General features: G+C 44.0%; 15 protein-coding genes. 6 read left to right on the top strand and 9 right to left on the bottom strand.

Annotation, left to right across the window (positions count from 1 at the left end; translation table 11 throughout):
- Positions 1–495: 495 nt before the first annotated feature.
- From QT994_RS23260 to QT994_RS23235, 6 genes are all read right to left on the bottom strand, one after another.
- Positions 496–1,197: a tyrosine-type recombinase/integrase gene (locus QT994_RS23260; RefSeq protein ID WP_333178713.1), complete on the bottom strand. Its 702-nt coding sequence runs from the start codon at positions 1,195–1,197 to the stop codon at positions 496–498.
- Positions 1,198–1,494: 297 nt separating this feature from the next.
- Positions 1,495–7,062 (bottom strand): AAA family ATPase, encoded by a 5,568-nt coding sequence (locus QT994_RS23255; RefSeq protein WP_333178710.1) that lies wholly within the window; start codon positions 7,060–7,062, stop codon positions 1,495–1,497.
- A gap of 400 nt (positions 7,063–7,462) precedes the next feature.
- Positions 7,463–9,796, bottom strand: coding sequence for an NAD(P)-binding protein (locus QT994_RS23250; protein WP_333178708.1), 2,334 nt, complete (start codon positions 9,794–9,796; stop codon positions 7,463–7,465).
- Positions 9,797–9,926: 130 nt separating this feature from the next.
- Positions 9,927–11,174 (bottom strand): hypothetical protein, encoded by a 1,248-nt coding sequence (locus QT994_RS23245; RefSeq protein ID WP_333178705.1) that lies wholly within the window; start codon positions 11,172–11,174, stop codon positions 9,927–9,929.
- Positions 11,175–11,609: 435 nt separating this feature from the next.
- A complete protein-coding gene (locus tag QT994_RS23240) occupies positions 11,610–12,092 on the bottom strand; it encodes a site-specific integrase (protein ID WP_333178702.1) in 483 nt (160 codons plus the stop codon).
- 489 nt (positions 12,093–12,581) lie between these two features.
- Positions 12,582–13,340, bottom strand: coding sequence for a phytochelatin synthase family protein (locus QT994_RS23235; protein WP_333178699.1), 759 nt, complete (start codon positions 13,338–13,340; stop codon positions 12,582–12,584).
- A gap of 267 nt (positions 13,341–13,607) precedes the next feature.
- On the opposite strand from QT994_RS23235, the gene QT994_RS23230 reads away from it, so the two are divergent.
- The 3 genes from QT994_RS23230 to QT994_RS23220 all read left to right on the top strand — a co-directional run bounded on the left by QT994_RS23230 (position 13,608) and on the right by QT994_RS23220 (position 15,828).
- Positions 13,608–14,498 (top strand): hypothetical protein, encoded by an 891-nt coding sequence (locus QT994_RS23230; protein ID WP_333178697.1) that lies wholly within the window; start codon positions 13,608–13,610, stop codon positions 14,496–14,498.
- Between the two features lie 16 nt (positions 14,499–14,514).
- Complete coding sequence (locus QT994_RS23225; RefSeq protein ID WP_333178695.1) at positions 14,515–15,165, top strand: hypothetical protein; 651 nt, start codon at positions 14,515–14,517, stop codon at positions 15,163–15,165.
- Between the two features lie 309 nt (positions 15,166–15,474).
- Complete coding sequence (locus tag QT994_RS23220; protein ID WP_333178692.1) at positions 15,475–15,828, top strand: hypothetical protein; 354 nt, start codon at positions 15,475–15,477, stop codon at positions 15,826–15,828.
- 121 nt (positions 15,829–15,949) lie between these two features.
- On the opposite strand, the gene QT994_RS23215 is transcribed toward QT994_RS23220, so the two are convergent.
- Complete coding sequence (locus QT994_RS23215) at positions 15,950–16,735, bottom strand: leucine-rich repeat domain-containing protein (RefSeq protein WP_333178690.1); 786 nt, start codon at positions 16,733–16,735, stop codon at positions 15,950–15,952.
- Between the two features lie 641 nt (positions 16,736–17,376).
- Here QT994_RS23215 and QT994_RS23210 point away from each other — a divergent pair.
- Positions 17,377–18,591 carry a transposase gene (locus QT994_RS23210; protein WP_333178686.1) on the top strand — a complete coding sequence of 405 codons (1,215 nt, stop codon included), beginning with the start codon at positions 17,377–17,379 and terminating at the stop codon, positions 18,589–18,591.
- A gap of 22 nt (positions 18,592–18,613) precedes the next feature.
- On the opposite strand, the gene QT994_RS23205 is transcribed toward QT994_RS23210, so the two are convergent.
- Positions 18,614–18,829 (bottom strand): hypothetical protein, encoded by a 216-nt coding sequence (locus QT994_RS23205; RefSeq protein WP_333178684.1) that lies wholly within the window; start codon positions 18,827–18,829, stop codon positions 18,614–18,616.
- Positions 18,830–19,444: 615 nt separating this feature from the next.
- Between QT994_RS23205 and QT994_RS23200 the strand changes: the two genes are divergently transcribed.
- Positions 19,445–20,293 carry an arylamine N-acetyltransferase gene (locus tag QT994_RS23200; RefSeq protein WP_333178681.1) on the top strand — a complete coding sequence of 283 codons (849 nt, stop codon included), beginning with the start codon at positions 19,445–19,447 and terminating at the stop codon, positions 20,291–20,293.
- Between the two features lie 24 nt (positions 20,294–20,317).
- Here the strand turns inward: QT994_RS23200 and QT994_RS23195 are convergent, their stop codons facing one another.
- Positions 20,318–20,578, bottom strand: coding sequence for a hypothetical protein (locus QT994_RS23195; RefSeq protein ID WP_333178678.1), 261 nt, complete (start codon positions 20,576–20,578; stop codon positions 20,318–20,320).
- A 66-nt stretch (positions 20,579–20,644) separates the two neighbouring features.
- Here QT994_RS23195 and QT994_RS23190 point away from each other — a divergent pair, with 66 nt between their 5' ends.
- Positions 20,645–20,854, top strand: coding sequence for a hypothetical protein (locus QT994_RS23190; RefSeq protein ID WP_333178674.1), 210 nt, complete (start codon positions 20,645–20,647; stop codon positions 20,852–20,854).
- The last annotated feature ends 208 nt before the right edge of the window (positions 20,855–21,062 follow it).

The following is a 21,062-nucleotide window of genomic DNA, read 5'->3' as shown; positions in this document are numbered from 1 at the left end:
CCCGTTGATAGGCGTTAAGTGGAAGTCCTGAGAGGGATGAAGCTGAGGCGTACTAATAGACCGAGGGCTTGACCTCTATTTCCACATGGTGATGATGATGACTTAATTCTCTGCAGTCTTCAGGGTTTTTTTTACGCTCTTATAGTTTTTTCCCGCTCTGTCGCTAGACGCACTGCCACCACAGAGATTCCCTCCCAAGCTCGCTTTTTAAATGCCCAGGTGGCGCAGATATTTGCCCCGTCACTGCCGAGCGAAAATATACAAACAAAAGCTCCTCTGATGTAGGAGTTTTTGTTTTATGGGCTTTTAGCCTTTAAAGAACTTGGACGGCGTAACGAGAGTGTTCAAGTCTCGGTTGGAGATGATGGCGTAAACCAATCATCCGGCTTTGGACACTCCTCCTCTGAAACAGTATGAGAGCCGTTAAACGGATGGTATAGCACCTCCTAGCCAGCAGATGCTGCTGGAGCATCCCTTTTTTTTACAGTCAGCCGATCACCAGTCGGGAATTTCTTCAGTCGCGTCGAATTGGGCTTGTGACAGTTGCTCCCTCGGTAACGGCACAGCAGGCAATTCATGCTCTACACCGGGAAATGTGTCTTTTCCGGTGTAGGAAAGCATGGAAAGACTTGCGATCGCACCTCGCACTTGATCTGGCTTCACTTCTAAGTATTTCTGCAACTGTTCGAGGTTGCTGTGGCCGCTGATTTCTTGAATGATCCGCAGCGGAATTCCGGCGTTGCTCATCTGGGTGAGGGCCGTTCTCCTAAAACTGTGGGTGGAGGCTCCCTCGATGCCGGTCCGCTCGAACGCTTCTCTCAAAACCTTGTCGGCTGAGTCGGGGTGCAAGTGCTTCCAGTGGTGCGAAGGGTGGCGGCCGGGGAATAAATAAGTCTGACCCGCGTTGGGTTTCCAAGATGTCAGGAGACTTCGCAAATCTTCAATGACGGGAATCGTTCTGGTTTGGAGTTGGCCTTTGGTGTTGCCCTTGCGGAAGTTGATTGTAGGTCGGACTGTACCTCTGCCAGTGTAAATATCGATGACTTCCAGGGAACAAGCTTCGGCAATACGGCAGGCGGTGTAGAGACAAACTCCGAAAAGGGTGCGATCGCGTGAGGTTTGCAAACCTTTGTTGAACAGCAGTTCGATTTCCTCCTGCGTTAGGATTTTTGCTTGCCCGTGCCGTTCTATTTTCATGCTTGGTGTATACTCGACCCGATGCTCCAAAGTTTGCCGCAAATACTGCATTACTGCATCCGTCGGGGGTATTTCTTAACGAGGTGGCTGAGGGCGAGCGTCATAAATTAGCTGACCCTGCTAACGCAGTAAAGGTGCAAAGGTCACATTTATCGGAGCCATTAGCTTAACAAAAGTAGTAGGATTAATGATACTAAATAGGTTGATGCACTTCTAAAAGTGGTTGACAACCTGCTGTTACTGTTCTATATCCAAATTGGACTCAAAACTCAACTAAATTATGTACTAGCATAACGTCTATATACCCTGTGATAGCGGAATCTCCAAAACAAATTCAGCTCCCCGCATCGGTGCTGAAATGCACGTTAGCGAACCGCCGTGCTTTTGTACGATAATTGAGTGCGAAACAGACAAGCCCAGACCAGTCCCCGAACCTACAGGCTTAGTTGTAAAAAAGGGATCGAATACCCTAACGCGGACTGATTCACTCATTCCAAGTCCGTTGTCTGCAATTGAGACGATCGCGCTATTGCCTTTTACCTCTGTGCGAATCCAAATCGCAGGCGTTGGACACTGTTGGTTGTCCAACAGTACCAGCGCATCGATCGCATTGCATAGAATATTCATAAACACCTGATTGAGTTCTCCAGCAGAACACTCGACTAAAGGCAGGTTCCCGTATTCTTTAACAACTTGGATTTCTCTGCTCGCAAGGCCGACCGGCTCGCCGCTATCATCTCCATCCCCCAGCTTTACCGCTGAGTTCAGGCGGTGCTGCAAAATCAGCAGCGTGCTCTCAATCCCTTCGTGAATGTCAACCCGCTTCATCTCGCTCTCTGCAAGGCGCGAAAAATTCCGCAAACCTATCACAATATTGCGGATGCGCTCGGCTCCAACATTCATCGACTTCAGAATTTGCAGCAAGTCTTGTTTGAGGAAATCCAGTTCAATTTCCTCTGTTATTGCTACCAATTCAGGAGTAAGAATCGGGTATGTCCGCTGGTAAACATTGATTATTTGCAGCAAATATTGCATATATTCAGTTGCGTGAGTAAGATTGCCATAAATGAAATTAATCGGATTGTTAATTTCATGAGCAATTCCAGCAACTAGCTGTCCCAAACTTGACATTTTTTCAGTTTGAATCATTTGAGCCTGAGTCTGCTGCAATTCTATCAGAGCATTTTCTAGCTGAACTGCTTGTTCTTTTAACTGCACTTCTGACTGCCTCAAAGCTGATTCAGTAGAGATTCGCTCGCTAATTTCCTGCTGTAGGAGCGCATTTTTTTCTGTAACTTCCCGCGTTCTATCTTGCACTTTCGCCTCTAAAGTCTGGCTGTACTCCTGCAATTTTTCATTAGCTGCCGACAAGTTTTTATAGAGAAAAGCGTTTTCTAAAGAAATTGCAGCTTGAGTAGAAAGAAGCTTTAAAACTTCCTGCCTTTCTGCTGTGAAAACACCCACTGCCATATTATTTTCTAAATAAAGCACAGCAATTAAAGTACCTTGATTAATAATAGGCGTACATAAAATAGACTTAGTATTGTTTTTGACAATGTAAATATCATTTTTGAATAGTTCATCCCTCCCGGCATCATCTAAAACAACATCTCTTTTCGTTCGGACTACATAATTTATTAGAGACAATGGCAAATCCTGACTGAAAGCGATTGGAAGCGACTGCTGTACTATTATCCGATCTCGTTCAACAGAACCAGACGCTTCTATTAACAAGTCGCCATTTTTTGCTAAAATTAAAAAACCGCTTTGGGCGCCAGCGTTCTCCATCAGAATTTTTAGCAATTTTTCTAGCAATTTACTCAAAACAACTTCGCTCGCTAAAACTTGCGAAGCCTTCATTACTGTGGCTAAATCAAGGAAAGAATTACCGATTGTATTATGTGTAAATGTTGTAGTTTCTGTAGAGGTAGTTCTCTCAAAGCTGGCGTTATTAGCAGCAGATATCAGAGAAAGAAGCGGAGGATATCTTGACTCCAAATCTGCAACCTTAGTCTTCGCTCCCCACCGAGCGTAGCCGTAGTATGCTGATGCCATGTAAGTCTGACCGATCTCCTCTCTTGAAGCCCCTAAATAAAATTCAGCCGCCAGTTCGTAAGCTAAAGCTTCCTCCTGAACGTACCCCTGTTTTTTAGCTCCCGCGATAGCGAGATCGTAATACTCCATCGCTTCCCAGTTTTGCCCTTTCACCCGCGCTATTTCTGCCTCAACCAGCTCGTATTTATGCTGATAATTAGCCGGAGCATGGTAAGCCCAACCCTTCATTTTTTCTTGATTCAACTCCACAATAGCCAGAGCTTCTTGTTGCTCGCTCTCCCTCCCAGATTCAGCCGGAGCTCGTACATCGGGATACTGAGCCAGAAGAGCTAGCGAATAGTAGAAATTGTGAACGGCAACCGTCATGTGTCCGGGTGCTGATGCTTTATATTTTTCAGCGATTGAAGCATTTTCAATGGCAGCAGCAAACTCTTTAAATAAGTAAGAGAGAATTGCTTTAGCAAGATAGGCAGCAAAAAGGGATATCTGGTTATTTGCTGTTTCTAAGATCGGCAGCATTTCTACTTCATCAAAACTCTCGCCAATTAAGCAACATTTGTCAGCAGTAGGTCGGAAAAGATTCAAAACTAGCTGCCTCCATATCTTAACGTAGTAAATGCCAAATTCTTGTTTGAGTTTCAGCAGTAAATCGAGATAATGAGCTTGGCGCGACTCTACAGATTCTAGGTAGTTGCCAATTAAAAATATATGAGCGCAAGAGTTCAAAGCACAATAGCCAGCATATTCTACATCTCCAGTATCCAGACCGCTTTGAACCCCGAATTGCAAAGCATCTATTGTTTCCCTAGCGTGTTCTTTCCAATGTCTGATAGTAACGTTAAACAGAGTGTACACTTTAGCTGTGAGTTCTTTAGCATTAAATTGCTCTAACAGCTTCAAAGCTATCTGACCGGAATAATATCCTGCCTCTAAATCTCCAAGTGCTGCACATAGGAGCAAGCCATAAATGCTGTAAGCGTAAGCTGCTAGCGCTGAATGACCGTTTTCAAGGCATAGATTAATTTGAGTCAATACAATCTGCAAAACCATCTCAGGCTTGGCAATAGAAGCGGGAGCTGAGATAGTCATCAGCAGCCGCATCGCCGCCAGCTTATCAGGAGCGTTCATTTCTGGAACATTTTCCAAATCTGTCAGCGAAGGCAATTTTACTGAGGCATTCCCGGCTACTAGCAATTTGGGAGAAACCCCGAGCATTTCCAATATTTCCCAACCCGTATCAATAGCTTTAATGAGCTGGTTCTGAGCGACATAAGATTGAATTTTTAGTTCGTATACTTTCACCTTATCGAGTAGGGTTTTTGCCTCTTTTAAAACAGCGTCAGCTAGTAGTTCAGAGTGCTTGAAATTGGTATTTAAAAATTCTGTTTCTACTGCTTCTACATGGATGTTGAGAGTCAATTCATACTGACTCTGCCAGCTATTAGCAGCAAGGAGTTCCAAACCAATATTTAGATACCTGGCAGCCGCTTCGTAAGCTGTCGCTGCTTTTGCTTTCTGACCGGCAATTAGATTTAGGAAAGCTAGTTCATCTTTTTCTACTTGCCCAACTATTAAGTCAGTGCTAAAATTAAGTTGATTGACCAGAGCAAAGATATTTTCTTTTCTGTCTTCAGGGCTGGTATTTTGCAGCAAAAGTTTGCCAATGCTCAGGTGAGTCGATTTTCGATCGGATTCGGTAATCAAAGAATAAGCGGCTTGCTGCACGCGATCGTGCAAAAACTTATAGTCTACCCTGGAATCGCTGAGAATAAGTTCGCTTAGTTCCTCCTGTTGAAAAACTAGCGGGATTTTGTAGTTTCCACTTAGAGGCAAAATTAAACCCGACTGAAGTGCCGGCCACAGACCAGAAGCAGTAACTGATTCTGACTCTTCATTCACAATTGCCAAAACGCTTAAATTAAAAGTGCTGCCGATGCAAGCCGCCAATTTTAAGACTTTTTGCGTTGATGCTGGTAGCTTTAGAATATTCTTTGCTATCAGTTCAACGATATTGCAATTCGCAATACCAATGGTTTGAATAAGTTCGATCTCCCACTGCCAAATACCAATAAAAGTGTCGTAAGTTAGCAGTTGTTCGGAATCTAGCACTTTCAGCAGTTGAGTCAAGAAAAAGGGATTGCCTTGGGTTTTATTGAAAAGCAGTTCTGAGAAAGATTTTATACGGCTAGCTTCGGGAGATTCGTTGAGCGTATCTGCAATTAGCTGCCTGACATGGTTTAGCTGTAAAGGTTTAACAGTAATATTATTGATGGCAGCCCCACTTTCTCGAATCTTTTCTAATGTCTGAATCAAGGGATGAGCTGGATTGACTTCGTTATCCCGATAAGCTCCGATCGTTAACAGATATTGGCTGTCGCGATCGCTCATCAGCAGTTGGATTAATTTGAGGGATGCTGAATCAGCCCACTGCAAGTCGTCTAGGAAAAGAACGAGGGGGTGTTCGGGTTGACAAAAGACTTTGAAGAACTGTTGAAAAACGCGATTAAAGCGGTTTTGGGATTCATAGGAACTCAGTTGTGGTACTTCTGGCTGATGACCGACAATCAGTTCAAGTTCGGGAATAACATTAATAATTAGAGAACCATTTTGACTCAGGGCCGTTAAAATCTTCTCTTTCCAAACAGCTAATTTTTCAGAATCTTCTGTTAATAGCTGTCGCAAGAGTGACTGGAAAGCTTGAATCAGCGAAGCGTAAGGAATATTGCGCTTAAACTGGTCAAATTTACCAGCAATAAAATACCCCCGCTTGGCTGCAACAGGTTTGTGAACTTCATTCACTAAGCAAGATTTACCAATTCCCGAATAACCGCTGACCAGCATCATTTCGGTTGTGCCGAGGCTGGTTCGTTCAAAGGCTTCCATTAATACAGCTACCTCTTCTTCCCTGCCGTAGAGTTTCTGCGGGATCAGCAGTTGACCGGATAAATCTTTAGACCCTACAATGAATGGTGAAATTGTGCCGAATTCCTGTAGCTGAGTTAGGCAATTTTCTAGATCGGCTTTTAATCCCTCAGCAGTTTGATACCGCTCTTCTGCTGTTTTGGCTAATAATTTGAGCGTGATGTCAGAAATTGCTTGGGGAATTTCTGGATTTAACTGAATCGGCGGAACTGGTTGCTTTGCTAAATGGCAGTGAACCAATTCCATTGGGTCAGTAGCTGCAAAAGGTAGGGAACCTGTCAGCATTTCATAAAAGGTTGCACCCAAAGAGTAAAAGTCGGTACGATAGTCAATCGACCGATTCATCCGACCCGTTTGCTCTGGGGATATATAGGCTAGCGTGCCTTCCAGACAATTAGGATTGTTAATTGTTTGGTTTTCTCTGCCCAGGCGAGAAGAAATGCTAAAATCTATAATTTTAACCACCCAAGTTGCAGTATGGACAATAATATTTGGTGGCTTAATATCTTTATGAACGATCTGCTGTTTGTGGAGTTGCCCTAAAGTTTCCGCTAACTGAATTGCTATTCGGAGAAAGCCGATAAAATCGTTCTTGAGAGAAGGAAGGATGTAATTTAAAGATTGAGCGCCAAAATCTTCCATAATTAAGGCAAAGCTGTTTTGGTATCTTTCCAGCGCCAAGCACTTAACAACTCCTGGGATGTTTAAGTTTTTTGCGATTTCATATTGATACTTTAAATTAGCAACATCAATAGGATGTGGATACTTAGAACTTAGTAGCTTAACAATAACAGGCTGTTGGTTCTGAAGCTTCAGCCCCCGATAAACAACTGTTTTAACGCCTTCATTAATTTTTTGAAAATTTGTGTATCCCGGAAGTTTTAGCATATTTTTTGGTGATTAATAATTCGTTTATAGTAGCTTTAACAGAATTTACGCAACATCACCGCAGGCAGGGGGCAACCAGAGGGGACTTGCCCCTACAAAAGGCAGAGCCTTATGCTGTTCGAGGTAAGCCCTGTTTAAATTATTCACTACATCGGGCAATACTGCGGACAGTTGCGGAGGATCTCGCCCCCGCAGAGTCTGGAGAAGTACGTTGTTGGGCGGGGGCCCTCAAAGAGCGCACAAGGGCAACAACGTACTTCTGACCCGAGTTTTGCCGATCGCAATCTCTTTTCTGTCGTTCGTATAGCTCGGGAATTAAAGATATTATTCCGTTTAGGTGTTAGCTTTTTTTTCGCTTCGAGCGCTGTAAATTCATTGCTGCTGCACCCTGGCACAGGTGTCAGAACCAAGCATCCCTCTCACCGATAATTTGTTTTGCATACTCAATCTCAAAAATTTGTTTTAAAATAGCACGGGCAGCCTGCATAGCTGACATAACGGTTGCTTCGACACAGCCGGAATTGTAACCGTTGTCGATCCAGTCGCCCGTCAAGTAGAGGTTAGCGAAGCCTGATCCATCGGTTTTGAGCCGATATTTTGTACTTCCGGGAACAGAAAGCACGTAACGCTCTGAAGGATCGATGTTGACTCGCCAATATTGGGAATAGAAACGTTTCTGTCCCTGCTGGTTTTTTAGATCGACAAGCAAATCCCAATTTAACCCTTGAGGATTTTCTGGAGTGGTGGCTTTAGGCCACAGGTTGCCGATTTGGTTTTCGAGGAAGTTGATCGCCTGTTGTTCCACTTTCTCCTGTTCCCTTTTGGGGAAATCGCGATCGCTGCTAGGAGGAATTCCTGAGTCTGCTATTACGCCTGTAAAATAAGCAAGATTGTAGGGATAATGTTCAGAAGACCAATTTTCGCGCTGGATCAAATCACTCATATCGGCATAAGTATCGAGGGGTTCTACATAAGAACCGACCACAGGACTGCCCCCCCTCCACCCCAACTGCTGTAAATTAGATTTAAGCCACAACTGTCCGCCTTGAGTTGGAACTGTTTCGATTTGATTCACCATATTAGCCCATTTTTGATGAGCAGGATTTTTTTCAGCATTAATCAAATCGCCGCAGATAAAGGGTAAAGCTCCTAGAGAAATGCCGAGAATTACCAAGTCAAAATCTTCTCCAACATTGAGAGTGACTGGGGTTTCCTTATCTTGCCAGGGACTCCAAAAAGACTCCAAATTTACCTGCTGTTGCTGGAGTTCTTCACCTTCTACAATTTGCTCGTAGCGGGGTTTGCTCGGCCAGCAGAGGAGCCTCTTAACTTTAATCAGCGGCTCGTATTCCCGAGCTGGTTCTTTGAGATTAACCTGGCGTCCCAAAGAAATGCTAGCGATCGACTGCTGCGAATCGTCAAGGTGCAACTGTTTCACGCGGTGGAAAAACTCAAATTTGACACCCCGACGTTTCAGCACTTTATAAAGCGGGGCGAAAACCGTATCTCCCATACCAGCTTGCATTTTCCACATAATCGCCCCGTTGTACTGGAAAATTACGGTTGTTAGGATACGGATTGCTGTGCCTGCTGCTAGTCTGGGCTGATGAACGTTCCCCCCTGGAAAGGCATAAACAAGGTCATACAAAACGCGGATAAATGCTGAATTGATGCTGGTTTCCCCAGCCCCGTGTTTTTGCAGCCACTTTCTATAGTCATACTCGTCTAAGGATTCTAAAGAACCAGAATAAATCACTTCATCTACAAATAATCCCCGAATGTTGGCAAATGCTAAATCTAATAAAACTATAATCCGAAATGTATCGTCATCTTGCTCAATTTCTGCTTCGATAGAGCTTCTCAACCGCTGCATAAATTGCTCTAAAAGCTTAAGAATGATTCTGTGGTGTTCGGGGCGATGAGTACGGGTATCGTCCGGCATGGATTTGGCTAACTTGTAGGCCAAATCGAGAAATGTTCCTTCTGATGTTAAATCAATAGTGTCTAAGGTAGTTCCTATCTGTTTCATCGCATTTTCCAACCACTGACACCAGCGGGCTGGTTCTTTGAGAAGTAACTGCACCAGTTGGTCGGGAAGGTGAAGCGGTGCAATCTCTGAGGTTAGTTTAAGAGTTTCCCCGCCAATATCTATCTGTTTGGCAAGAAGTTCTAACCAGTTCGGGATTTGCTGATTACTGGAGAATCTGTTAACTGAACACTGAGATTTTAAAGAGCTTGAACCTTCAAATCCATCGTGCATCAATTTGAGCAGGGAGCAGATATGCTCCCACATCGAGAAATAGCCCCCTCCTTCCCAAGGAAGCAATTTATTCGTGGGAAAGTTGAACGGCCACTGAACCCAGCGACCGTTAATATATTCTTCGAGAACTATGAGACTGTGAGGCTTGAAGGCATCTTCTATGCTCAAAAATGGGCCATCTTCTCCTAATTCGTCGTAGCACTGCTTCATCAATCGAAAAGCATTCTCGTAGAATCCAAAAAAAATGTGCAATCCATGTTCTTCAATGCGGTAGGTAGGTTCGTGGTAGGGGGGGTTCGGCTCCACATTGCGTCCTGATGCACCCTTACCTCCCAGACGCCAGCCCTGTTGGTACACGGTAATATCGTAGAGGGTATTCCATCCCGGCTGGCTGGTGAGTTCAAAAGCAGTAGTTAGGGAGGCTACTCCCCCTCCCAAGATGGCAATTTTTTTGAGTTTGGGTGCTGAAGCCATGTGTTTATTCAGTAGATTATCTACTTTCAAAAGTATATCTTTCAAAATGGAGGTGGCGAGCCAGTGCTGTTATGCAATAATGGTAAGTTATTGTCCACTTTTTAACAAGCTAACTCATAAAAAGTGTAGCCTAAGAATGCGCTTTCCAAACCGTAGTACCGTTTTCGACTGTGAAATCAAAGTTGAGCCAGAAAGCAAGCTTGGGTTGTATGTTTACTGATTGTTCTGTTTGTAGGCTACCTTTATAAAGCCCCAGTTCTTTGACGATGGGGTGGCTGGCAAAATCGTAGATTGTCACCTCGAACTGAGAACCCAAAGAATCAAAACTTAGGAGTTGGCCTGCGTGAAATTTTGACACTTTCATGGGAATTTCTACGATAGCTTGATAGCAAGCTTGTTTCCCGTTTTCTTCATCGCGAAACTGCTTGAGCATGACGACAGGAATTTCTGCATTGAGTAAGTATTCTAACAGATTCAGCGGCAGCCACAAGCCGGGAACTTCAATGATGCCGTCGTTCGCGAAAAGTAACTGCGTGATGTTAGTTACTGCTTCGGAATAACTCGCCCAAATTTTTGGTAATTGGTTTTTGCTCTCTACATTCTTGGACGATACTCTGATTAACTGTTCCCATTTTGCTTCTGTTTGAGCCGTTAAAGTTTTCCACGTATAAGTGTGCAAACTGAACGGCTCTTGCAACCGATCTATTGGGGGAATGTTGAAGCTTCCAATCTCCTTCGGGATGCCGTATACCTCGCGACCTGAAACTAAAGCCGGTGAATTGCTGACAAATATGTAGGGGACGAACCAAGCAAAACGGTCTATTTTAAAGACTGGGCCGCATTGTTTCCCGACCATCGTCAACATCCAAATCACAACTTCCTGCTCGTCAATATAACCCCGATCTCGGTCGGGCTTGTCTCTAGAAGCAAGGGACTCTATAGTCCCAAAGGTTAGTATGATATAGTTTGTGGCTGGCCGGTACTCGACTTGTGGGCTGGCTAAATTATTGAGGTATTTGTCGCACAAACCCTGTAGTTGGTGCAAAGAACTTTCTAGCACAAATCCATAGAGGTTTGTACCTTTGATATCGTAGGGTTGTAGAAAACATTGCTCGTTAGCTCGTTCAATGTATTGCGGAGGTTTTGAAGGGTTACTGCCGCCCGATAAAAATGTTTCACCAAATTTATGTGCTTCTTGTTCTATGCTTTCGCCTCTGGCAGCAAGGTCTTGGAGTAGTTGTTCTGGCGAGCCTGGCGGTTTGGCGAGGATGTCTACTAATTTTTGTGGGTTATGGAGGAGTTCCGCGATCGCGCTGCTTGCTCCTAGTGCTGTGCGAAAGCCTGTTTGCAGAAGTTGAGCGGCGCTGTTAACATTCATTGCTTCATAACCTCATCGTGGAGTTAGCTTGCAAACTTTTTATATTTCAGTCATATCACAAATACTGATCGGTTCGATCTGAATTAACGCCAATTTTCTCAATCACAAACTCTTTATCAAGCGATCGAGAAAGCAAACCGAGCTCACAACCCACCTATACTTCATGTGACCGTTGGGGTGATCCATGTGGTGTATATCTGACCCGACAGTGGAGTCGGTAAAACTTGCTGCATTACTGCACTGGTAGGCGCAGATGGAGCGATTGCAGCGGTTGGGGGCGATCGTCATAAACTAGCAGACCGCTGCCAACGGGGTAACGAGCGTTTTCCAGTGTTAGAAAGCATGGAAAGTGAAGAGATCGCTCCTCTGACTTGTTGTGCCCTAACCTCTAAGTATTTCTGCAACTGTTCTGGCGTTGCGGTGGTCGCTGATTTCTTAAATAATCCGCACTGGAATAACCGCGTTGCTCATCTGAGTGAGTGCTGACCTTCTGAGGCTGTGAATGGAAGCGCCGATGATGCCAACTTTTTCGCAGGCTTCTTGGAATAGGTGAGAGGCGGCTTCTGGGTTCGCGTGCTTCCAGCGGTGATTGAGGTGGCGGCTGGGGAATAGGTAGGGGTGTGAGGGATGTGAGTAGGTTTCTAACAGCAGCCTCAACTCTTGAATGATCGGGATAGTGCGGGTGCCGAGCTTACCTTTAGTGTTGCCTTTACGGATAATCATTTCGGAGCGGATGGCATTCGCCGGGGTGAAAACATCGATGACTTTCAAGCTGCACGCTTCGGCAATGCGGCAGGCGGTGTACAGACAAATTCCAAAGAGGGCGCGATCGCGATCGGTTTGCAAACCTTCGTTGAACAAGAGTTCGATTTCCTCTTGCGTGAATATCTTGGCCTGCCCGTGTCCCTCTATTTTCATGCTTGGTGTATACTCGACCCGATACCACAAAGTTTGCCGCAAATACTGCATTACTGCATCAGTAGGCGGGGATTTCTTAACGTAGCGCTCGCCCGAATCAGCAAGTTTAGTTCGGGCGATGGCAGCTCGGGTGTTGATAGCTATAGCGTGTTTAAATAGTTAAACTTTGGCTTAGAGTAAGATTTGCTGTTGAAAGTTATAAAGTCATACTGGTAAATCGTAAAAAGCTTTTGCGGAGGTCTTGATTACTACAAGGGTGAGGGAAGCTGGGTTGCTTCGATAGCGGAAAATTACTTTAAGGACTTGGAGATATCCATTGCTGGTGATGTGAATGAACTTAATCCAACTCTCGAAAAAACAGCAGTTCGCTTTTTTAACAACTTTAGTGCCGTTGAGTCAACTTAAAACTGATAAAGTTTAAATCAAAGATAGAATAATGCTTCAATTACTTTTGCTCACACCCCACTAGGCAATCTCTAATTCTCTATCTTACTGACGCACAACGAGATAGCCGCGTGTCTTTTTGGAAAATGAATCAGTAGTATTCATCGCTTTCCAAAGATTCTCTGTAGAAGCCCATACAGGCGGATATTTATAACTGGCTACGTCTTCAATCAGAAACCGATCGCTTTGCTCGTGATAGGCAGCAAGGGGAGAAATATGCCCGCTTTTACCCTGATCCAAAACAGAGCGTTGGTAGTTCACGATTATATAATCGCCGGAACGGCTAAGGTTGGCTTTAGCTTGAGCGCGAAATTGGTTAAGTGTTGTCTCCGACGCATAGTAGACCTCAACTTTGACGTTGTGACTTCTCAGTAAGGCGGCTAATTCATCAAGAGTCATCCCCGAAAAAGTGACGGCATAAGAAGAACGGATGTTCTGGGTTTGACCGTCAAAAAAGGTGTCTTGGGTTAGGGTGCGATATCCCTGTCTTTTGCTGCCGAGTGCATTCAGAACCGTCACACTGCTAGCCACACCACAATATGCTGGACGTTTTTGAGTTTCAATGTGGGTGCTCAGCGGTTGAAAATCCTGTTTGCTCTTGCTCTGGTTCAATAGCTGTTGTCCTTCGGCTGATTCTAAAGAAACCAAAGTTTTGGGAAGTGGTAGTCGGTCAACAGAAGGTGGCGAGAAGAGTTTCCAGGTAAAAACGCTTAAACCTGTGCCAAAGATTAGTAGAATACCCCCTCCAGCTTTTATTAGTCGCCCTCGCCATCGGCGATTTCCAGACGTTTGATTTAAGTCCATATCTTCATCTTTCTCCCGAACAGTTGTTTAAAAAAGTCTTAATCAGAATTGGTCGTTGGATAATTAAACCTTACAACGTCTAAATCTTGCCACCTGGTTAGTAGCGCTGGTACCTATTGCCTTTGCTTTGGACATCATTATAGCAAGTCTTTTCATGGTTAAAATTTCATTATAATTAAGGAAAAATATTATTTTTATAAAGCGGTCTGAAAAACAGGGATTCTGTAATATAATTTTGAAATCTCTGCCTGGGAGCAAGATTGCATTATGCCACCAATGCCAACAGTCACAGTCAAATCAGGATACAAGCCACAATCTATCGATACCAGCATTGAAGCTGACGTGCTGATGTTTCAGCTATTGCGACAGTTAACGCCCCAACAAAAAGTACAACGGACTTGCGCTTTCAATCAAGCGGTGCGAAGGTTGGCAATATTGGGAATAGAGAACCAGTATCCCAATGCTACTGAGGCAAAAGTTCGGCAAGAATTTATTAAAAGGTGTTTGGGGGCTGAGTGGATAGAAGTTTTATCAGACAGTAAAGATTGGGGTGAACTCGTGATTGCAGATCCGATCGAATTAGCGCAAAAAATAGCCAGTATCTTGCTACCGCTAAATATTCCCTATGTGGTGGGAGGTTCGGTGGCAAGTTCGCTGTTGGGAGAAAACAGATCTACGCAAGACTTGGACTTAGTGATTGACCTAGAAGCGCAAACAGCACAGAGACTAATTGATGCCATGTCAGGCGAGTTTTACATCAGCGACTCGGCTGTGACTGAAGCGATTACCAAGTCAAGAACAGCACCCCGCGAATCATCGTTCAATGTCATCTATTTGCCTTCTATGGAGAAAGCAGACATTTTTGTGATGAGCAGCGATGACCCTTTTTCGGCTTCGGTGATGAGCCGCCGTCAGCTTTACCCTGTTAGCGGCTTACAAGAAGAGGGAATTTACATCTACTCGCCCGAAGATATCGTCCTACAAAAACTCAGTTGGTACAAACTAATTCCTGGCGGTTCCCAGAAGCAGTGGAGGGATGTGTTGGGAGTTTTGAAGGTGCAAGGGGAACGAGTCGATCTCGCTTACTTAAACCAGTGGGCTGTTACACTCCAACTAACAGATTTGCTCTCTGGAGCGTTGCTTCAATCAGGATATTAAGCGTCGGTAATTGAGAATGAAACAAAACAAACAACAGCTTGCTATTGCTAAGAAAATCAAAAAATGGATTCAAACCACCCAAGAAGTTGAAAAAGCTCGATTTGCCATACCGATAACGAGGCTGACGAGTATCAAAAGTCTGTGCGTTGATGAAGTTGCTGCCCAAAAGTTTGCGCTCTACATTGCTCAACGGGTGCAGCAGCAGATAAATCAGGCGATTTGTCCCGAACACTTCACCAGTGAAGAATGGGCACAGCAACAACAGTTAGTGGATGAAGCAATCACACTAATGCAAAGTTACTTAGAAAGTCCTAGTTACGAAAGCAGGCAATCTCTGAGAAACTTATTGAGAGACATTGATGGCTTGCAAGGGGATGACTACCGTAATTTTAGGTGGGCAACGGTGCGCTTTGTCCGCAGTGGAGATTTACTTAAGCTAGAGTATGCACTGCGGTGTTTCGTAGAGACAGATTTCCCCTATTGGGCTTACAAACTAGCTAGAGAATATGTAGAAGGCTATGGATTACAGTCGGGTTCGGGTATCGTTGCTGAATCCGTACCCATGTTGTTGGAAGTAGCAGAATTTTGGTGTCAGTATTATTTCAATCAGAGTTTGAACGAGAAATTTCCCGATAGGGGCGTGAGCTGCGTTCGACCCAACCCGTGAGAATTTTCAGATGCAGGTTGAGGGTTTGTTAAGCCTGTGACCCCTAAGATTGTCAAAACCTGTGCCAAAACTCAGCACCTAATTCTACAATTTCTGCCGTGACAGAGCGGGTGTGCCACTAACAATCTAGGCGGGAAAACGCTTGTTTCCCTATCTAGGACTTAGAAGTGCTACCCATAGAGTTGATTAAAAATAAAACTCTTATTCTCTATAATTTTTTCTGACGTGAATAATTAAATAAATCTTAAATACTATGAAAGAAAATAAGTTCATAGGTAAACTATTTTAATATATTTAGGAGCGATCTGTATGTTTCAGTATTTTGTAATGATTCCTTCCCTTATTGAAGAAAAAGACGTAGACAAAGAAAAAGTTAATTGGTCAATGCAAGTTGCTAAGTACAATTTTAATCTAGGCTTACAAGTAGGGGATGACATTGAGCTGATTTTTCACTACGGTGACGAATGCTTTTCGTTTGGAAGTAAGGTTGTGAAGATATTAAAAGTTATAGAAAATGACAAAGAAAGACTTGATGATATTTTCAGAATTGAGGCTCATGTAGAGATTTCGGACAAAGAAGATTTTGTAAAAGTTCGAGAAATTTTTAAGGGACTGAATTCATCGTCTCGTTCTGGTTTCCATCCAATGGGTTTTTCTAGCTAGTGAGGAGTAAGGTTAGGCGGGGAAATGCTTCTTAGATACTGATGAATCTGTAGAAGTGTTAAGCCCTGGGTCAGGATATGCGGATTTGTTGAATAAAGTCAATGCTATCGGGGTACTGTGTCTAATCGGATAGCAGCTCAATAGCCTTTGGGATTTGGGTAATTGGATTGTTATCGAAATCAACCTTGATTTGGCTCCACATTTGCTTGAGTACCTCTGGTATTTCGGTTATTTGATTGTTAGCGAGGTAGAGGCGTGTCAGATCCGACAGTTGCCCGATTGCATCTGGGACTTGGGTTATTTGATTGTGACTGAGCTCAATCTGTGTAAGATTGGACAGTTGCTTGATGGTTTCTGGGATTTTGGTTATTTGATTGTTAGCGAGGTAGAGGCGTGTCAGATCCGACAGTTGCCCGATTGCATCTGGGACTTGGGTTATTTGATTGTGACTGAGCTCAATCTGTGTAAGATTGGACAGTTGCTTGATGGTTTCTGGGATTTTGGTTATTTGATTGTGCCCGAGGTAGAGCACTGTAAGATTGGACAGTTGCGTGATGTTTTCTGGGATGGAGGTAATCTGATTCAGACCGAGTTCAAGCAGTGTAAGATTGGACAGTCGCCCTATAGCCTCTGGGATTTCGGTTATCTCATTGCCATGGAGGTTAAGTATTTTTAAGTTGGTTAATTGAAGAACAGCATCAGGAAACTTAGTTAGCCGTTTTCCCCTTTCTTTCCGTTTTTCATGGAATGGCATGAACTGGAATTCCATTAACACGAACGTCTCAAGCTGCGTACATTTGCCAATTTCCGAGGGCACTTCCTCCAAGTCCAGCCCCGACAAATCCAGTTTCTTCCAATTTTCCTGGGCTGCTCGGTCAATTCGTCGCATTGCTCCGTCTCGCGTCATATTCTTTGTCTCGGTAGGATTCATTTCATTGTGATGACAATAATTTTTGTTTGGTAGCTGACAGGGTGACAACCCCATCAAAAGCTTTATAAAATCAAGGACATAGCCCTCAAACCAGGTGAAAGAATGGGAGGTTATTACGCCTAATTTTCATCAAATGAGAAAAGACTTAAGGTAACGTAGATAAGCTGGAAAGCATATTGTAATAAAATTTAAGCTTTCAATCTCTACTATCCATGCTCTTATTAAGACCTAAAGGCAATCTAGCAGAAACTTAAAGACTAAATCACTGAGAATTTAATAACTGTTGCCAATTCAGATATTAATACTATCTTGCTTTACAGCAGCCCAAACTTTCAGAAATATAGCACTCGCTGTTTTCCAAAAAGTAAGCACTGTATCAAACCAGCACTCATAAATATCTAAAATTCTGATAGTCGTCTTGGGAGGCTTTTTTTACGCCTCATCGCAAAAGCCTCCCACTTCTAAGAACTCAGAACTCGATCGCTCCAAAATCGATCTGTGACCAAGAAAATGGGATACAAGCCCCGTCCTTCTAGGACGGCTTTAATTAAGAATTGTGAGTAATCGCATTTGCGTTTAGCCAAACTTCTATAATTAGGATAGGAAGGACAGAGCAAATGTTTAACTTAACCTACGAATTTAAACTGAAACCAACAGCGGTGCAAACAGCCATCTTTGAAGATTGGCTAGAGCAATGCCGTCGCGTCTACAATTACGCGCTAGCTGAACGCAAACATTGGTTTCAATCTCGTAGCTGTCAAGTTAACGCTTGCTCTATCCGTTCTGAATTCATCATCCCTGCGGAAACAAAGCGACCGACTTACGCAAGTCAGTGCAAAAACTTAACCGCAGCCAGGGCAAACATTCCTGCTCTCGGTGCGGTTCAAGTCCACGTCTTGCAGCAAACATTGCGAAGGCTTGAGAAAGCATTTGTCAGTATGTGGGAACAGAAACACGGATTTCCGCGCTTTAAAAAAATTGGTGGAATGCGTTCTTTTGTGTTTCCAGAAATGGGCGTCAATCCAGTTCAAGGCGAGAGGGTGAAACTACCCAAGATAGGTTGGGTGAAATTCCATCAATCGCGTCCCATTCCTGATGGTGCAACAATCAAGCAAGCTCGAATTGTCAAGAAAGCTAGCGGTTGGTATGTAATGCTAACCCTGCAATGGGACGTTTCTGTACCGACGGTTATGCCTCACGGCGAAGCTTTGGGTATTGACGTTGGTCTAACTAATTTCATAGCGACTTCCAACGGTCTTCTAGTAAAGCGCCAAAAGTTTTTCGTTGACGCTGAACGCAAGCTTAAATTGCTGCAACAGCGCGTCAGTCGAAAGAAGTTAGGCTCGAATAACCGAAAAAAAGCTCAGAAGAAAGTTGCCAAGCTGCACGAATATATAGCCAACTGTCGCTCATACTGGCACTGGAAACTGGCACACCAACTTTGCGAAGATGCAGGAATGATATTTGTTGAAGATTTGAACTTGATTGGTTTGTCTAGAGCAATGCTCGGTAAGCACTGTTTAGATGCTAGTTGGGGGCAATTCTTTACTATCTTGCAGCAAACCTGTTTTAAGCATGGTGTGTGTTTTCAGAAAGTAAGTGCTCATAAAACAAGTCAAATTTGTCCTAATTGTGATGTGGAGACAGGCAAGAAAAAACTGTCGGAGCGAACCCATTCTTGTTCTAGCTGTGGGTATACAACAGACAGAGATGTTGCAGCAGCACAAGTAGTTTTAATTAGAGGGCTTGCAGCCGTAGGGCATACGGTCAAGATGCTTGGTGAGGGTAAATTCGTTGGAATCCCTGTGAACCAAGAATCCTCGTACCTTTAGGTCGAGGAGTGTCAACATCGCTCTAAATCTTGCCTTCAAACCTCTGATGCCAGAGGATATACCCCGACACGGTAATAACCAGAGTGATGCCTCCTCCTACCCAAGCCAGCATAGGATTGTAACCGCTACGGCTGAGGGTCTGCATCCATAGATGGGTGCGATCGGAGGATATTAACCAATCTGCGACGACCGGAAAAAGATACATCAAAGATGCACCAACGATAAGCCAGCCCACCATAGAGGCGACCAGAAAGATAGTTTTGGCTGTAGATTGGCTACCCATGAGCAATTGCGGTAAAGAACTAACTTTGAGATTAGCTCTTGAGATGCGTTATGTCAGCACAGGTATAGCCCGAGACAGTGGGCGATGCAAGCGTGAAACTGTAGAATTGATTTGAAGCGAAAGGTGGCGTTGCTGATTTAGGGTATGAAGGGCTAAATATGCAAGTCAGAGAAACCAGTATCCACAAAACTTCGGGATTTCCAAGTTATTTTTTTCATACCCTGATTAAGCAACGCCAGTAGCAGATGTTCCCTCACCGCATCCGACACAGTGTTATCACGGCTGCACGGGGCGCAACAGAGGGGAATGTAAGAAAAGTGCAGAAACTCAGCAGACACAAAAATTTAAACACCTTGATGGTGTATGCGATAATCGCGGCCCCGACCAAAGAGACATTACCGATTTACTTGATGGGATGAAAGGAGCGATCTGCAGGGGAAGCGGATGATTCGACGTGAAGGAGCGAGCGAAATCATAGATTTTTCCGATGCTAAACACGAAGGAACGTTGGATGCGTAATGATTAATTGTTCCCCATGAAGAAACTCAGCATTGACTCTGATAATAAAATATGCAATTGCAACAGCGGCTGACTGAGATCGACCTTGATTCCTATTTTCAACGAATTGGCTATAGCGGTGACTGCTCGCCCAGGCTGACAACGTTACAGGCAATTCATCAGCGACATTCCCAAACTATCGCCTTTGAAAACCTCAATTCACTCCTGAAACAACCTGTGAAGCTGGATTTAGCATCCTTGCAACAAAAACTAATCAACGAGGGACGGGGTGGCTATTGTTTTGAGCAAAATTCATTGTTGCGGGCTGTTTTGCTGGCTCTTGGCTTTCAGGTAACAAATCTAGCAGCTCGTGTGCTGTGGAATTTGCCATCCGGGACGATCGCACCTCGCAGTCATATGGTGCTGGGGGTCAATATTGATGGAGAGCCATACATTGCAGATGTGGGATTCGGAGGATTAACGCTTACCGCGCCGCTCGCTTTGATACCGGATATTGAACAACCTACATCCCACGAACCATTTCGATTGATCGCAGTGGAGCGCAGCTACATTATGCAAGCATATATCAAGCAGGAGTGGAAATTCCTTTACAAATTCGACCTTCAGGAGCAAGAATTACCCGATTATGAGGTGAGTAATTGGTATGTTTCAACTCATCCAAACTCGATTTTTGTTACTAACTTGATGGTTGCAAAACCGGATTCAAATTGTCGTTATGCCTTGTGGAATAATCAGTTTACGGTGCATTATTTGGATGGTCGAACAGAACACCGCGTCCTTTCAACGGTTGCAGAGTTACGTGCTACCCTTGAGAGTGTTTTTTGTCTCAACCTGGGAGCGATCGCCGATCTCGATCGGATGTTACAACAATTAATTGAGCGCTCGTGTGCGATGACCTAACGGTGAAAGTGGACAACTCTCGATTTATGGCAAGGGCGACAAGACTCGCGTGGTTCTACTTCCTTCGTCTCTGTATCTAGCAATTTTGAACAGCAGAGGGGATGCGGGGAATGCTGAGCCGATTTTCAGAAGTCGGAAAGCAACTAACAGCGGGCGCTTGCACAGGGTGTCTGTAACGCACTTGGTCAAGGAAAGTGAAATCTGCTTATATTGAGAATTCTCAATCTGACTGACAACTACAATTTTTACATTAAAATCGCTGTTTCCCGTAATAAGTCTTTCCATGTTTAATAAAAAAATAGCTTTAACAATTAGGACATTCCATACTTTCACCTCAAAAATTTATGTTGATTGAATATTAAACCATTACTCGGCATCACTACCCGAATGACTAATGGCGATCGAGGTTTGAAGCACGGGCCTAGATTTGGATTCTTTTTTGAAAGTGGTATCACCAGTAGGATATCGGATCGATCGGTAATTGCGCGTTTGCCGGAAGTAAGGGAAAACACACAAAATATAAATTCCGTGCAATCGCGGATGGCAGTGCAGCAGAAATAGGGGAAACTGATAGATAGGTTAAATAAAAATGAGCGAAATAAACAAGGTCGCTGGCAGTTTCAGAAGCTCTGAATCCAAGGCTGTATCTACCGCTCAACTTACTTTTGGAGGACGCAATATGTTGACTTCTTTAAGGGAAACGACTCGCGCTTCGGAATACGCAAATTCCCCATTCAAAAGCTTTTTATTCAAGGACTCCAGCATCAAT

Origin of the sequence: Microcoleus sp. S13_B4 (assembly GCF_036700885.1) — a bacterium.
GTDB lineage: Bacteria > Cyanobacteriota > Cyanobacteriia > Cyanobacteriales > Microcoleaceae > Microcoleus.
The sequence above is the reverse complement of the archived record's forward strand: the minus strand, read 5'-3'. Positions and strand labels throughout refer to the sequence as shown.

Bases quoted from the DNA above. Each gene is read 5' to 3' on its own strand.
- QT994_RS23260 (WP_333178713.1), bottom strand. From the start codon at position 1,197: ATGAAAATAGAACGGCACGGGCAAGCAAAAATCCTAACGCAGGAGGAA.
- QT994_RS23255 (WP_333178710.1), bottom strand. From the start codon at position 7,062: ATGCTAAAACTTCCGGGATACACAAATTTTCAAAAAATTAATGAAGGC.
- QT994_RS23250 (WP_333178708.1), bottom strand. From the start codon at position 9,796: ATGGCTTCAGCACCCAAACTCAAAAAAATTGCCATCTTGGGAGGGGGA.
- QT994_RS23245 (WP_333178705.1), bottom strand. From the start codon at position 11,174: ATGAATGTTAACAGCGCCGCTCAACTTCTGCAAACAGGCTTTCGCACA.
- QT994_RS23240 (WP_333178702.1), bottom strand. From the start codon at position 12,092: ATGAAAATAGAGGGACACGGGCAGGCCAAGATATTCACGCAAGAGGAA.
- QT994_RS23235 (WP_333178699.1), bottom strand. From the start codon at position 13,340: ATGGACTTAAATCAAACGTCTGGAAATCGCCGATGGCGAGGGCGACTA.
- QT994_RS23230 (WP_333178697.1), top strand. From the start codon at position 13,608: ATGCCACCAATGCCAACAGTCACAGTCAAATCAGGATACAAGCCACAA.
- QT994_RS23225 (WP_333178695.1), top strand. From the start codon at position 14,515: ATGAAACAAAACAAACAACAGCTTGCTATTGCTAAGAAAATCAAAAAA.
- QT994_RS23220 (WP_333178692.1), top strand. From the start codon at position 15,475: ATGTTTCAGTATTTTGTAATGATTCCTTCCCTTATTGAAGAAAAAGAC.
- QT994_RS23215 (WP_333178690.1), bottom strand. From the start codon at position 16,735: ATGACGCGAGACGGAGCAATGCGACGAATTGACCGAGCAGCCCAGGAA.
- QT994_RS23210 (WP_333178686.1), top strand. From the start codon at position 17,377: ATGTTTAACTTAACCTACGAATTTAAACTGAAACCAACAGCGGTGCAA.
- QT994_RS23205 (WP_333178684.1), bottom strand. From the start codon at position 18,829: ATGGTGGGCTGGCTTATCGTTGGTGCATCTTTGATGTATCTTTTTCCG.
- QT994_RS23200 (WP_333178681.1), top strand. From the start codon at position 19,445: ATGCAATTGCAACAGCGGCTGACTGAGATCGACCTTGATTCCTATTTT.
- QT994_RS23195 (WP_333178678.1), bottom strand. From the start codon at position 20,578: ATGGAAAGACTTATTACGGGAAACAGCGATTTTAATGTAAAAATTGTA.